This window comes from Streptomyces sp. NPDC002886 (assembly GCF_042888445.1).
Lineage (GTDB): Bacteria > Actinomycetota > Actinomycetes > Streptomycetales > Streptomycetaceae > Streptomyces.
Genome location: NZ_JBIAPV010000003.1, coordinates 239,069 through 252,117 on the forward strand (window position 1 = coordinate 239,069; position 13,049 = coordinate 252,117).

The window sequence follows — 13,049 nt, forward strand, 5'->3', positions numbered from 1 at the left end:
CCCCGGCGGGCGGATTCCGCTCCGCGACGGGGCCGCCTGCGGCGGCTTGCACGGAGCCCCGAGCCCGCGCCCGGCTGCGTGCGGCCGCTGCGGGTGTCCCGCTGCGCGGGGCGAAGTTCCCCGCCGCGACCCTTGCCGCCGCGCGGCCGACGTTCCCCTACCCGCCCTTCGCCCGTTCCCCGGGGCTGCGCCCGGACCCCGCGCCTCAAACGCCGGCGAGGCTGGATGTGCTCAGCGTCAGACCGGGACGGTCAGCTCGGCGCGGGCGGCCGCCACGGTTTCGGGCAGGGTGGAGTGGACCGTCAGGTCCGGCCTCGACAGCCCCAGCTGCGTGACCACGTCCGCGCGTCGCGGGTAGCCGGGGTCGGCGCCGACGACCAGGCGGCGGCCCGGGGTGGCCGCGGCCGCGCCGAGTTCGTACAGGGTGATCGGCTGGACCGTGAGGGACGCCTCGCATGCGGGGAACCAGAAGAGGGTGAGGTCCGCCCGCAGCAGGTGCGCGTACTCCCAGGCGATCTGGACGTCCGTCTGCGAGGGGTCGGACACGTCGAAGTCCGCCCGCCGCGGGTTGAGCACGACGAAGTCGGCCAGCTCCCGCGCCGCCTCCGGCTGCCAGCGCGGGCAGTGGGTGATCCCGCCCGCCAGGAAGACGGACGGCGGATCCCCCGGCGCGGGCCGGTGCACCGCCGGGGCCTCCACGTACCTCACGGGGTCTGCGCCGCCGCGGCGGACGCCGCCTCCGCGGCCAGCTCCGCCGTGATGTCCGCCGGCCGCCGCCAGCCGCGCTCGCCGCGGGCCAGCAGCCAGGCCGTCGCCTCCTGCGGAGGCATCGCGGCCGCGACCAGCCAGCCCTGGACGGCGTCGCAGCCCAGGTCGCGGAGCCGCTCCCACGTCTCGTCGTCCTCGACGCCCTCCGCGACGACCAGCAGGCCGAGCGAGTGGGCGAGGTCGACGGTGCAGCGGACGATCTCGGCGTCCTGGGCGTCCACGGCGAGCCGCGCCACGAACGAGCGGTCGATCTTCAGCTCGCTGACGGGCAGCCGCCGCAGGTGGACGAGGGAGGAGTAGCCCGTGCCGAAGTCGTCCAGCGACATCTTCACGCCGTGGCCGGTCAGTCCGGCCATGGTGTCGGCGGCCCGCTGCGGGTCCTCCAGCAGGACGTGTTCCGTTATTTCCAGCTGGAGCCCGCTCGCCGGGACCCCGTGCCGGGCGAGGCGCGCGGCCACGGCGCCGGCGAAGCCGGGGGTGTGGACGTCGCGCGGCGACACGTTGACGGCGACCGGGACCTTGAGGCCCTGGGCCCGCCACCGGGCGACCTGCGCGAGCGCGGTCTCCAGTACGTACTCCGTCAGGTGCGGCATCAGCCCGGAGGTCTCGGCGATCGCGATGAACTCGTCCGGGGGGACCCGCCCGCGCTCCGGGTGCACCCAGCGCACCAGTGCTTCGAGCCCGGCCACCTTGCCGTCGAAGCGGACCTTCGGCTGGTAGTGCAGTTCCACCTCGCCCGCGTCCAGCGCCCTGCGCAGGTCGCCCAGCAGGCCGAGCCGGTCGGGGGTGTTGCTGTCGCGCTTGGACTCGTAGACCTCGACCCCGGTGCGGTCCCGCTTCGCCTGGTACATGGCGACGTCGGCGCGGCGCAGCAGCCCCTCCGCGTCCAGGGCGTGGTCGGGGAAGACGGCGAGGCCGGCGCTGGCCTCCAGGACCAGGGTCAGGCCGTCCAGGTCGAGGGGGGAGCTGAGTTCGGCGACGAGGTTGCGGGCGATCCGCTGGGCGCTGGTGGTGGAGTCGGCGATGGGGAGGAGGACGGCGAACTCGTCGCCGCCCAGGCGGGCCGCCTCGGCGTCCGGGGGCAGGGCCTGGCGCAGCCGGTCCGCTATCTGCAGGAGCAGGCGGTCGCCGGCGAGGTGGCCGAGGGTGTCGTTGACCGCGCGGAAGCGGTCCAGGTCGATCAGGACCAGCGCCGCACGGTTGCCGGAACGTTCGGCCTGGTCGAGGGCGCTCCAGGCGCGCTCCAGCAGCCACTGGCGGTTGGGCAGTCCGGTGAGCGGGTCCCGCAGCTGCTCCTCGGCGCGGGCGCGGGCGATCCACAGGGTGGAGTCCAGGGCGATCAGCGGTACGGCGAACAGCGGCAGCAGCACCGGCTGCGATTCGGCGACCACGCAGATCAGCGGGGCGATGCCGAGGAGCGCCACGGCGACCAGCGCCTGGCGCAGCAGCGCGGTACGGGCGACCGTGGGCAGTCCGCCGCCGCTCGGGGCGAGGGCGAGCCACAGCAGGACGCGGGTGACGAGCAGGTAGGCGAGCGCGACCAGGATGACCTCGGGTACCGCGTCGAGCTCCCAGCCGGTGGGCCGCCACGGGGCCTCCACGGAGGGCGACTCGCCGAACGCGGCGAGGACGAGGGCGCCCGCGCCGATGCCGAGGACGTCGGTGGCTCCGTGCAGCAGGCCCTGGCGCCAGCGGTGTCTGCGGGCGGCGCCGACGAGGGAGACCACGGCGAGGGAGACCAGGCCCGCGGGGACCCATCCGTAGAGGATGAGGACGCCGAGGGTGAGGGCCGCGCCCGATCCGGTGCCGCCCCACCAGCGGTCGCGGCCGAGGGCGACGAGGTGGCCGACGATGATGCCGGTGAGCAGGGCGAGCGCCCAGCCGACCGGGCCGCCGGGGAACAGGGCGTGACGGCTGGTCAGTGCGGTGACGATGCCGACGCCGAGCACGACGGCGGCGAGACCGACGATGGCGAGGGGCAGCACGGCGCCGCGATCCGCCCGGCCCGCGCCCACGCCGGTGTCGAGCGGTCGCGCATACGGTGTCCTGGCGCCCAGGACACCGAGCCGGCCCGTCCGCATGGACGGGAACTCCCCGCCGAAATCTGGTGACGGGTCGGCGCTTTCGGTGGGTTTCATGCCCGTCCCTCTCACAGCCGGCGATGCCGATGCCACGCGATGGCCCCGATGCCGTGCCATCACGGCTGGAAGCGCGTCAAGCAGCCGTGCACGACAGGCGCACCCCTCAACAGTAGGACGCGGGAGGCGCCCAGGGGCAGCGGTCGGCGGCGGTTGCCCGAATACGACCCAGCCATCCTCATCAGTACGGTATCCGCCGAACGGGTGAGTTTGGACCAGGCCCACCGGCCGCCCGTCCGATGATCCGACAGGTCGTGGGCCCGCCACCAGCCTTGTACCGGCCTCACGGGGACCGGGTACCGGCCGTGGCCCACCGGGTGCCACCGCCGGCCGCGCCCGGCGCGCGCCCGCTCGTACGGCCGCACGCCACGCATCCGTTCGCCTTCGCTACTCCGCTGCGGCGTCGCCGTCCACCGGGAGCGCGGCCTCACGCGCCGCGTCGGGGCCCTCCTCCAGCAGGACGGCGAATCCGGCGTCGTCGAGGATGGAGAGCTTCAACTGCACGGCCTTGTCGTACTTCGAGCCGGGGTTGTCGCCGGCCACGACGAAGGAGGTCTTCTTCGAGACGGATCCGGTGACCTTGGCGCCGCGGCTCTGCAGGGCCTCCTTCGCGCCGTCCCGCGTGTGGCTCTGCAAAGTTCCGGTGACCACGACGGTCAGCCCTTCCAGCGGGCGCGGCCCCTCGTCCTCGCCGGAACCTTCCTCCTCCATCCGGACGCCGGCCGCCCGCCACTTGCGCAGGATCTCCTCGTGCCAGGGCTCGGCGAACCATTCCTTGAGGGAGGCGGCGATGATGTCGCCGACGCCCTCGGCCGAGGTGAGTTCCTCCTCGGTGGCGCTGCGGATGGCGTCGATCGAACGGAACTGACGGGCGAGGGCCTCCGCCGCGACCGGGCCGACGTGACGGATCGACAGGCCGTTGATGATGCGGGCGAGCGGGCGGTCCTTGGCCGCGGCGATGTTCTCCAGCATCGACAGGGCGTTCTTCTTCGGCTCGCCCTTCTGGTTGGCGAAGACCGTGACGATCTTCTCCTCGCCCGTCTTCGGGTCCCGCTTGGGCAGCCCGCTGTCCGGGTCGAGCACGTAGGCCCTGATCGGGAGCAGCTGCTCGATGGTGAGGTCGAAGAGGTCGCCCTCGTCGAGCAGCGGCGGGACGGCGGGCTCCAGCGGTCCGGTCAGCGCGGCTGCCGCGACCATGCCGAAGTTCTCGATGTCCAGGCTGTCGCGACCGGCCAGGTAGCCGACCCGCTCGCGCAACTGGGCCGGACAGGACCGTGCGTTGGGGCACCGGACGTCGATGTCCCCCGCCTTCATCGGCCGCAGCGGCGTCCCGCACTCCGGGCACTCGGCCGGCATGACGAACTCCCGCTCGCTGCCGTCCCGCAGGTCGACCACCGGTCCGAGGATCTCGGGAATGACCTCGCCGGCCTTGCGCAGCACGACGGTGTCCCCGATGAGCACGCCCTTGGCCTTGACGACCTCCTGGTTGTGCAGGGTCGCGAACTCCACCTCGGAGCCCGCCACCGTCACCGGCTCCACCTGGGCGTACGGGGTCACGCGTCCGGTGCGGCCCACGCCGACCTTGATGTCGATCAGCTTGGTGTTGACCTCCTCGGGGGCGTACTTCCAGGCGATGGCCCAGCGCGGGGCGCGCGCGGTGGAGCCGAGGCGGCCCTGGAGGGCGATCTCGTCGAGCTTGACGACGACCCCGTCGATCTCGTGCTCCACCGAGTGGCGGTTCTCGCCGAAGTGGGCGATGAACTCCCGGACCTCGGCGAGCGTGGAGACCACCTTGTTGTGCTGGGCGGTGGGCAGACCCCACTCGTGCAGCAGCTCGTAGGCCTGCGACTGGTTCTCGATCTCGAAGCCCTCGCGGGCGCCGATGCCGTGCACGACCATGTGCAGCGGGCGGCTCGCGGTGACCTTCGGGTCCTTCTGGCGCAGCGAACCGGCCGCCGCGTTGCGCGGGTTGGCGAAGGGCTTGCCCTCGGCCTCGACGAGCCGGGCGTTGAGCTCCTCGAACTTCTCCATCGGGAAGTAGACCTCGCCGCGGATCTCGACCAGGGCGGGGATCCGGTCGCCCTTCAGCCGGTCGGGGACGTCGGCGATGGTGCGGACGTTGGGCGTGATGTCCTCGCCCGTGCGGCCGTCGCCGCGGGTGGCGGCGCGGGTCAGGCGGCCGTTCTCGTAGGTGAGGTTGACGGCGAGGCCGTCCACCTTGAGCTCGCACAGGTAGTGGTAGTCGGAGGTGTTGGCGTCCCGGGCCACGCGCTCGGCCCAGGCCGCCAGCTCCTCGTCGTCGAAGGCGTTGTCGAGGGAGAGCATCCGCTCGCGGTGCTCCACGGAGGCGAAGTCCGTCTCGTACGCCCCGGCCACCTTCTGGGTGGGCGAATCGGGCGTGCGCAGCTCCGGGTACTGCTCCTCCAGCGCTTCCAGCGAGCGCAGCAGCTTGTCGAACTCGGCGTCGCTGACGACCGGCTGGTCGTTCACGTAGTACCGGAAGCGGTGCTCCTCGACCTGCTCGGCGATCAGCGCGTGCTGCTCGCGCAGTTCCGCCGGTACGGTCGATTCGCTGCCCTGCTTCTGTTCGGCTGCCATGCCGTGTCCTCCCGTGACCCGTCTCGATCCATCACTCAGGGTTGTCGGCGAGCGACCTCGCCGCCCTGACGCAGTGGGCCTGAACAGCCCGCGCGTAGGCGGGCGAAGCGCCCGCCAGACCGCACGAAGGGGTGACCCCGACGGACTCCGCCAGAGTCCCCGGGGTCAGCCCCAGCCTGCGCCAGAGCTTCCTGACACCCATGACGCTACCGCCCGGGTCCGACAACGGGCCGTCGGTCCCCGGCACCACTCCGGCGAAGAGTTTCGTACCGGCTTCGACGGCTTCCCCGATGGCGTCATCCTCGCGCTCGGTGAGCAAGGAGAAATCGAACGACACGCCCGAGACCCCGGCGCGCCGCAGCAGACCGAAGGGGACCTCGGGGGCGCAGGAGTGCACGATGACCTCCCCGTCGTGGACGGCGAACAGCTCGCGCAGGGTCCCCTCGACGACCTGCCGGTCGACGGCGCGGTACGTGCGGTAGCCGCTGGCGGAGCGCACCCGCCCGAGCAGGACGGCGGTGAGCGAGGGCTCGTCGTACTGCAGGACGATCTCGGCGCCGGGGATCCGCTTGCGCACGTCGGCCAGGTGCTCGCGCACGCCCTCCGCGAGGGACCCGGCCAGGTCCCGGCAGGCGCCCGGGTCCTGGAGGACGGACTCGCCGCCGTGCAGTTCCAGGGAGGAGGCCAGCGTCCACGGCCCGACGGCCTGGACCTTGAGCCGGCCCTCGTACCCCTGGGTGAACTCCTCCAGGGCGTCCAGGTCCTCGCCGAGCCAGGAGCGGGCCCGCTTGCTGTCGCGGCCGGGGCGGTCGCTGATCCGCCAGCCGCTGGGCTCGACGTGCGCGTACATGTCCACGAGCAGCCCGAGGGACCGGCCGATCATGTCCGCGCCGGGGCCCCGGGCGGGCAGCTCGGCGAGGTACGGGAACTCCTCGAAGGAGCCGGTGACGGTCTTGGCGGCCTCGCGGGCGTCGCCACCGGGGAGCGAGCCGATCCCGGTGGCCCCGCCGGTGCGGCTCACGCTCATCGGCCGGGCCTGACGGTGAGGTCGCTGACCACGGCGTCGCGGGGCAGGTCGACGGCCATCACGATGGTGGTCGCGACGGACTCGGCGTCGATCCAGTCGGCGGCGTCGTAGGACTCGCCCTCCTGCGAGCGGACCTTCATCTGCATGGGGGTGGCGGTGCGGCCGGGGTAGACGGAGGTGACGCGGATGCCGTTCTCCTTCTCCTCCGCCCGGAGCGAGTCGGCGAGGGCCTTCAGCCCGTGCTTGGAGGCGGCGTACGCGCTCCAGTCGGCGTGGGCGGCGAGTCCGGCGCCGGAGTTCACGAAGACGATGGTGGCGTGCGAGGCCCGCAGGGTGGGCAGCAGGAGCCGGGTGACCTCGGCGGGGGCGATGAGGTTGACGTTGAGCTGCTGGTGCCAGGTCTTGGGGCGCAGCTCCCCCACCGGGCCGAGGTCCACGATGCCGGCGATGTGCAGGAGCGAGTCGATGCGCTCCGGGACGGCCTGCTTGGAGAAGGCCCACGACAGCCGGTCGGGGTCGGCGAGGTCCCCGACGAGCGCGCTCGATCCGGGGTACCGGTCGGTGAGCTGCCGGGCGCGGGCGGCGTCGCGGGCGAGGAGGACGAGGTCGTCGCCGCGGGCGTGCAGCCGGGCCGCGACGGCGGCACCGATCCCGGAGCCGGCGCCGGTGATGAGATGAGTAGGCATGCCGCCATGCTCGCACCCCGGCCCCGCCCCGCCTCACTGTCCACCCCCGGCGGGGGCGGATCGGCTACAGCCCCGCCGCCTCGCGCAGGGCCGCGGCCGTCTTCGAGGCGTCGTAGTCCGCAGGGACGCCGTCGACGAGGATGATGTCGCCCGCGATGTGGTCGGCGCGCAGCGGGATCAGTGCCTGGTAGGGGGCGGAGGCGTACCAGGCGCGGGCCCCCTCCAGGTCGGGGAAGGCGATCATGACGATCGTGCCGGGCCAGGCGCCCTCCATGACCTCCACCTGGCGGCCGTGCACGAGGAACCGGCCCCCGAAGGGGTCCATGGTGGCCTGGATCTCCTCGATGTAGCGCAGGACGTCCTCGTTCATGCTCTCGGGGCGTATGTGGCCGATGGCGTAGGCGGTCATCTCGGGCCTCTTCTTCCGTGCGGGATCGGCTTGTTGATCCGATCCTGCCCGTCGGTGGCCCCGGAGGCGATTACCTCCCGGGTCATCGGCGGGGCGCACCGCCGGCCTGCCGGGGCGTCAATGACCGGCGAGCACGGGCGAGTTGGGCTGGAAGGTGCGCCGGTAGGCGATCGGTGAGATGCCGAGCGCGGAACGCATGTGCTGGCGCAGCGAGTTCGCGGAGCCGAAGCCGGAGCGGTGGGCGACCAGGTCGACGGGGAGGTCGCTGGTCTCCAGCAAATGACGTGCGAGCTCCAGGCGTTGGCCGGTCAGCCACTGCACCGGGGTCATGCCGACCTCGTCGCGGAAGCGCCGGGTGAAGGTGCGCAGGCTCATCCGGGCGTGGGCGGCCAGCTCCGCCAGGGTGATCGGTTCGGTGAGGCGTTCCAGGGCCCAGGCCCGGGTGGCGGTGGTGGTGGCGACGGTGGGTTCGGGGACGGGCCGCACGATGTACTGGGCCTGCCCCCCGTCGCGCCACGGCGGGACCACGCACAGCCGCGCGGCGAGGTTGGCGACGGCGCTGCCGTGGTCGGCGCGGACGAGGTAGAGCAGCAGGTCGATGCCCGCGGCCACCCCGGCCGAGGTGAGGATGTCGCCGTCGTCGACGAAGAGGACGTCCTCGTCGAGATCGACGCGCGGGAAGGCCCGCCGGAACTCCGGCGCGTGGATCCAGTGTGTGGTGGCGGGCCGCCCGTCGAGCAGCCCCGCGGCGGCGAGCACCTCGGAACCGGTGCAGATCGACACGACGCGGGTGCCCGGGCGGATCCGGGCGAGGGCGTCGGCGAGGGCCGGCGGCAGCGGCTCCCCGCGCAGGAGCCCGGGCAGGGAGTGGGTGGGCGGGATGATCACGGTGTCGGCCTCCGCGAGGGCCTCGGGCCCGGCGCCGACGCCGATGGTGAAGCCCGCGTCGGTCGCCACGGGCAGGCCGTCCACGGTGCAGACGGTGACCTCGTACAGGAAGCTCCCGCCCGGGCCGCGGGCGTTCCCGAAGACCCGCGAGGGCATGCCGAGCTCGAACGGGGCGACGCCTTCGAGGGCGAGTACGGCTACACGGTGCATGGCCAGATTCTGTCACAGGGTGGCCATTCGGCCACCACCACACGGTCCCGGACAGGGCCAAGCTGGAGCCATCGCCGGGGAAACCGGCAGGTCACAGCAGACCGAGAACGACCAGAAGCAACCAGAAAGACCAGGGAGACATTCATGCGCGCCATCGTCGTCAGCCAGTGGGGCGGACCCGAGGTACTGACCGAAACCGAGCTGGACCGTCCGGAGCCGGGCCTGGGCGAGATCCTGGTACGGGTCCACGCGGCCGGGGTGAACCCGGTCGACTGGAAGACCCGCGCCAGCGGCGCCCTCATCCCCTGGGGGCCCGTCCCGATGGTCGGCTGGGACGTGTCGGGCACGGTCGAGGCCGTCGGACCGGGTGTGACCCTGTACCGGGCCGGCGACGAGGTGTACGGGATGCCCCGCTTCCCGGAGCAGGCCGGCGGGTACGCCGAGTACGTGACCGCGCCCGCCCGGCACTTCGCCCGCAAGCCCGCCTCCCTGGATCACGTCCAGGCGGCGGCCCTGCCGCTGGCGGCCCTGACCGCCTGGCAGGCACTGGTGGACACCGCCGGGGTGTCGGCCGGACAGCGGGTGCTGGTGCACGCGGCGGCCGGCGGGGTCGGCCATCTGGCCGTGCAGATCGCCAAGGCCCGCGGCGCGTACGTGATCGGCACCGCCAGCGCGGCCAAGCACGGGCTGCTGCGCGAGCTCGGCGCCGACGAGGTGATCGACTACCGGACCGCGGACTTCGAGGAGGCCGTCTCCGGCGTGGACATCGTGGTCGACGCGGTCGGCGGGGAGTACACCGCACGCTCGCTGAAGGTGCTCAAGCCGGGCGGCCACCTGGTCACGCTGCCGGGCCCGGACGGCATCCCGGCCGACACGGCGGGCGTGCACGCCGCCTGGGTCCTGGTGGAGCCGGACCTCGGCGGCCTGCGGGAGATCGCCGACCTGGCCGACCGGGGCCTGCTGCGGCCGCTGGTCGACACGGTGCTCCCCTTGGCCGAGGCCGCGAAGGCCCACGAGATCGGCGAGCTCGGCCGGACCACCGGCAAGATCGTCCTGACGGTGGTCTGAGCGGGCGGACCGGGCCGACTTGGCCGACCCGGCCGACCCGGCCGACCGGCCGCCCGACTAGACGGACGCGGGCGCCGTGGACCGGGTGGTGGTGGCGATCGTGGCGGAGCCCACCACGCGGGTGCCGTCGTAGAGGACGATCGCCTGGCCGGGGGCCACGCCGCGGACCGGCTCGGTGAAGCGGACGCGCAGTTCGTCCTCCACCAGCTCCGCGAAGACCTCGGTCTCGCCGCCGTGGGCGCGCAGCTGTGCGGTGTACGTGCCCGGGGCGGCGGCGGTGGATCCGCACCAGCGGGGGCGGATCGCGGTGAGGGCGGAGACGTCCAGGGCCTCGACGGGGCCGACGGTGACGGTGTTGTTCACCGGGGAGATGTCGAGGACGTAGCGCGGCTTGCCGTCGGGGGCCGGGTGGCCGATCCGCAGGCCCTTGCGCTGGCCGATGGTGAACCCGAAGGCGCCCTCGTGGGTGCCGACCTTCTCGCCGGTGGCCTCGTCGACGATGTCGCCCTCGGCCTTGCCGAGGCGGCCGGCCAGGAAGCCCTGGGTGTCGCCGTCGGCGATGAAGCAGATGTCGTGGCTGTCGGGCTTCTTCGCGACGGCCAGACCCCGCTCCTCGGCCTCGGCGCGGATCTCTTCCTTGGTGGTGAGGGTGTCGCCGAGCGGGAACAGCGCGTGGGCGAGCTGCTTCTCGTCGAGCACGCCGAGGACGTACGACTGGTCCTTGGCCATGTCGGAGGCGCGGTGCAGCTCGCGCGTGCCGTCCTCGTTCAGGACGACGGTGGCGTAGTGGCCGGTGCAGACGGCGTCGAAGCCGAGGGCGAGGGCCTTGTCGAGCAGCGCCGCGAACTTGATCTTCTCGTTGCAGCGCAGGCAGGGGTTCGGGGTGCGCCCGGCCTCGTACTCGGAGATGAAGTCCTCGACGACGTCCTCGCGGAAGCGCTCGGCGAGGTCCCAGACGTAGAAGGGGATGCCGATGACGTCGGCGGCGCGGCGGGCGTCGCGGGAGTCCTCGATCGTGCAGCAGCCGCGGGCCCCGGTCCGGAAGGACTGCGGGTTCGCGGAGAGGGCGAGGTGGACGCCGGTCACGTCGTGCCCGGCTTCGACCGCGCGGGCGGCGGCGACGGCGGAGTCCACTCCGCCGGACATGGCGGCGAGGACGCGGAGGGGGCGGGGGACGCTCGGCAGGTTCTCAGTCATAGCACCGTCCAGGGTACGGGGGAACCGCGCGGGGTCACAGCGCGTTCTCGGTGGCAGGGGGTGGATCACATGGGGAGCGCGAGCGACAAGGGCGGTACGGGCGGCACACGACGGCCCGGGCGGACCCGCAGGGCGGTGCTGTTCGGCGGGCTCGGGGTGGTGGCGGCCGCGGCGGTCGCCGGGCGCGATGAGATCGGGCGGGCCTGGTGGCTGGTGCCGGGGGTGTCCAAGCCGCGGCAGGACGGCGAGCTGGACCACGCGGGGGCCTCCTGGACGGCGGCCTCTCCGGCGAACTGGCGGCTGGCGGACCGGCCCGCGGACTACCGGGTGGACCGGATCGTGGTGCATGTCACCCAGGGCGGCTTCAAGTCCTCGGTGGACGCCTTCAAGAATCCCTTCCACCGGGCGTCGGCTCACTACATCGTCGGCCAGGACGGCCACATCGAGCAGATGGTGCGCGAGCTCGACGTCGCCTTCCACTCGGGCAACCGCTCCATGAACGAGCGCAGCGTCGGCATCGAGCACGTCGGCTTCGTGGACCGGCCGAGGGACTTCACGGACGCGATGTACGGGGCCTCGGCGCGGCTCGCCGCCGACGTGTGCAGGCGGTACGGCATACCCGCCGACCGCAAGCACTTCCTCGGCCACTCCGAGGTGCCGGGGGCCGACCACACGGACCCCGGCCGCCACTGGGACTGGGACCGCTACCTCCGCATGGTCAACGAGGCCGGTGCCTCGGGCGCCAAGGCGGCCTAGACCACCCTGGCCGAGGCCCGCCCTAGCTGAGACCGCCCTAGCTGAGGCCCGCCGTACGGGCCCGGGCGACGGCCGGGCCGATGGCGGCGGCGACCGCGTCCACGTCGGCCTGTGTGGAGGTGTGGCCGAGCGAGAAGCGCAGGGTCCCCCGGGCCAGCCGCGGGTCGGTGCCGGTGGCCAGCAGCACGTGGCTGGGCTGCGCCACCCCGGCCGTGCAGGCGGAGCCGGTGGAGCACTCGATGCCCTGGGCGTCGAGCAGGAGCAGCAGGGAGTCCCCCTCGCAGCCCGGGAAGCTGAAGTGGGCGTTGGCGGGGAGCCGGCCGTCGGGGTCGCCGCCCAGGACGGCGTCGGGGACCTCGTGGAGCACGGCGGCGACGAGCCGGTCGCGCAGGGCGCCGATCTCGGTGGCGAACCGCTCGCGCCGCTCGGCGGCGAGGACGGCGGCCACCGCGAAGGCGGCGACGGCCGGGACGTCGAGGGTGCCGGAGCGCACGTGCCGCTCCTGTCCCCCGCCGTGCAGGACGGGTACGGGGCTCTGGTCGCGGCCGAGCAGCAGCGCGCCGATCCCGTACGGCCCGCCGACCTTGTGGCCGCTCACGGTCATCGCGGCGAGGCCGCTGTCGCCGAAGCGGACGTCGAGCTGCCCGAAGGCCTGGACGGCGTCGGAGTGCAGCGGGATGCCGTACTCGCGTGCGACGGCGGCGAGTTCGGCGACCGGCATGACGGTGCCGATCTCGTTGTTGGCCCACATGACGGTGGCCAGCGCGATGTCGTCGGGGTTCCGCTCGACCGCCTCGCGGAAGGCCTCGGGGTGCACGCGTCCGTAGCGGTCCACGGGCAGGTACTCGACCCGCGCCCCTTCGTGCTCGGCGAGCCAGTGCACGGCGTCGAGCACGGCGTGGTGCTCCACGGGGCTGGCGAGGACGCGGGTCCGGGCGGGATCGGCGTCGCGGCGGGCCCAGTAGAGCCCCTTGACGGCGAGGTTGTCGGCCTCCGTGCCGCCGGCGGTGAAGACCACCTCGCTCGGACGGGCCCCGAGTGCGTCGGCGAGGGCCTCGCGGGCCTCCTCGACGGTGCGGCGGGCGCGGCGGCCGGCGGCGTGCAGGGAGGACGCGTTGCCGGTGACGGCGAACTGCGCGGTCATCGCCGCAGCGGCCTCAGGCAGCATCGGGGTGGTGGCGGCGTGGTCGAGGTAGGCCATGATCCCCCGATTCTACGAGCCCCCGCCGGGGCCCCGCGCCGCCGGTCCGCCGTGCGGCACCGGCCACGGCCCCGTTCCCCCCGGACCCGGGTCGCCCCGGCCC

At 73.6% G+C, this 13,049-nt stretch carries 11 protein-coding genes; 2 read left to right on the top strand and 9 right to left on the bottom strand.

All coding sequences use genetic code 11. The features are described from left to right. Positions 1 to 237: 237 nt before the first annotated feature. The 7 genes from ACFYYB_RS13315 to ACFYYB_RS13345 form a co-directional block, all read right to left on the bottom strand. Complete coding sequence (locus ACFYYB_RS13315) at positions 238 to 708, bottom strand: nucleoside 2-deoxyribosyltransferase domain-containing protein (protein ID WP_389435268.1); 471 nt, start codon at positions 706 to 708, stop codon at positions 238 to 240. Beyond that, positions 705 to 2,906, bottom strand: coding sequence for a putative bifunctional diguanylate cyclase/phosphodiesterase (locus tag ACFYYB_RS13320; RefSeq protein WP_389435269.1), 2,202 nt, complete (start codon positions 2,904 to 2,906; stop codon positions 705 to 707). Before ACFYYB_RS13320 ends, ACFYYB_RS13315 begins: the two co-directional genes overlap by 4 nt. A gap of 387 nt (positions 2,907 to 3,293) precedes the next feature. Continuing rightward, entirely contained in the window at positions 3,294 to 5,504 is a 2,211-nt protein-coding gene (gene ligA / locus ACFYYB_RS13325) for an NAD-dependent DNA ligase LigA (protein WP_389435270.1), read from the bottom strand. A 31-nt stretch (positions 5,505 to 5,535) separates the two neighbouring features. Next, positions 5,536 to 6,531, bottom strand: a complete 996-nt coding sequence (locus ACFYYB_RS13330) for a methionine synthase (RefSeq protein WP_389435272.1) — start codon at positions 6,529 to 6,531, stop codon at positions 5,536 to 5,538. Further along, entirely contained in the window at positions 6,528 to 7,217 is a 690-nt protein-coding gene (locus ACFYYB_RS13335) for an SDR family oxidoreductase (RefSeq protein WP_327304408.1), read from the bottom strand. The genes ACFYYB_RS13330 and ACFYYB_RS13335 overlap by 4 nt, the downstream gene beginning before the upstream one ends. A 64-nt stretch (positions 7,218 to 7,281) precedes the next feature. Beyond that, positions 7,282 to 7,626 carry a DUF1330 domain-containing protein gene (locus ACFYYB_RS13340; RefSeq protein WP_389435273.1) on the bottom strand — a complete coding sequence of 115 codons (345 nt, stop codon included), beginning with the start codon at positions 7,624 to 7,626 and terminating at the stop codon, positions 7,282 to 7,284. Positions 7,627 to 7,743: 117 nt separating this feature from the next. Continuing rightward, positions 7,744 to 8,724 carry a GlxA family transcriptional regulator gene (locus ACFYYB_RS13345; protein ID WP_389435275.1) on the bottom strand — a complete coding sequence of 327 codons (981 nt, stop codon included), beginning with the start codon at positions 8,722 to 8,724 and terminating at the stop codon, positions 7,744 to 7,746. Between the two features lie 144 nt (positions 8,725 to 8,868). Here ACFYYB_RS13345 and ACFYYB_RS13350 point away from each other — a divergent pair, with 144 nt between their 5' ends. Then, on the top strand, positions 8,869 to 9,792 hold the full coding sequence (locus ACFYYB_RS13350) for an NADP-dependent oxidoreductase (RefSeq protein ID WP_389435277.1): 924 nt from the start codon (positions 8,869 to 8,871) through the stop codon (positions 9,790 to 9,792). Between the two features lie 57 nt (positions 9,793 to 9,849). Here ACFYYB_RS13350 and mnmA read toward each other — a convergent pair whose 3' ends face one another. Then, positions 9,850 to 10,989, bottom strand: a complete 1,140-nt coding sequence (mnmA, locus tag ACFYYB_RS13355; protein ID WP_389435278.1) for a tRNA 2-thiouridine(34) synthase MnmA — start codon at positions 10,987 to 10,989, stop codon at positions 9,850 to 9,852. A 69-nt stretch (positions 10,990 to 11,058) separates the two neighbouring features. Between mnmA and ACFYYB_RS13360 the strand changes: the two genes are divergently transcribed. Beyond that, positions 11,059 to 11,745: an N-acetylmuramoyl-L-alanine amidase gene (locus tag ACFYYB_RS13360; protein ID WP_389435279.1), complete on the top strand. Its 687-nt coding sequence runs from the start codon at positions 11,059 to 11,061 to the stop codon at positions 11,743 to 11,745. 37 nt (positions 11,746 to 11,782) lie between these two features. Here ACFYYB_RS13360 and ACFYYB_RS13365 read toward each other — a convergent pair whose 3' ends face one another. After that, positions 11,783 to 12,946, bottom strand: coding sequence for a cysteine desulfurase family protein (locus ACFYYB_RS13365; RefSeq protein ID WP_389435281.1), 1,164 nt, complete (start codon positions 12,944 to 12,946; stop codon positions 11,783 to 11,785). Positions 12,947 to 13,049 lie beyond the last annotated feature (103 nt).

What these genes read in the sequence shown, in the direction of transcription:
- ACFYYB_RS13320 (WP_389435269.1), bottom strand. Translation starts at nt 2,906, where the DNA reads ATGAAACCCACCGAAAGCGCCGACCCGTCACCAGATTTCGGCGGGGAG.
- ligA (WP_389435270.1), bottom strand. Translation starts at nt 5,504, where the DNA reads ATGGCAGCCGAACAGAAGCAGGGCAGCGAATCGACCGTACCGGCGGAA.
- ACFYYB_RS13330 (WP_389435272.1), bottom strand. Translation starts at nt 6,531, where the DNA reads ATGAGCGTGAGCCGCACCGGCGGGGCCACCGGGATCGGCTCGCTCCCC.
- ACFYYB_RS13335 (WP_327304408.1), bottom strand. Translation starts at nt 7,217, where the DNA reads ATGCCTACTCATCTCATCACCGGCGCCGGCTCCGGGATCGGTGCCGCC.
- ACFYYB_RS13340 (WP_389435273.1), bottom strand. Translation starts at nt 7,626, where the DNA reads ATGACCGCCTACGCCATCGGCCACATACGCCCCGAGAGCATGAACGAG.
- ACFYYB_RS13345 (WP_389435275.1), bottom strand. Translation starts at nt 8,724, where the DNA reads ATGCACCGTGTAGCCGTACTCGCCCTCGAAGGCGTCGCCCCGTTCGAG.
- ACFYYB_RS13350 (WP_389435277.1), top strand. Translation starts at nt 8,869, where the DNA reads ATGCGCGCCATCGTCGTCAGCCAGTGGGGCGGACCCGAGGTACTGACC.
- mnmA (WP_389435278.1), bottom strand. Translation starts at nt 10,989, where the DNA reads ATGACTGAGAACCTGCCGAGCGTCCCCCGCCCCCTCCGCGTCCTCGCC.
- ACFYYB_RS13360 (WP_389435279.1), top strand. Translation starts at nt 11,059, where the DNA reads ATGGGGAGCGCGAGCGACAAGGGCGGTACGGGCGGCACACGACGGCCC.
- ACFYYB_RS13365 (WP_389435281.1), bottom strand. Translation starts at nt 12,946, where the DNA reads ATGGCCTACCTCGACCACGCCGCCACCACCCCGATGCTGCCTGAGGCC.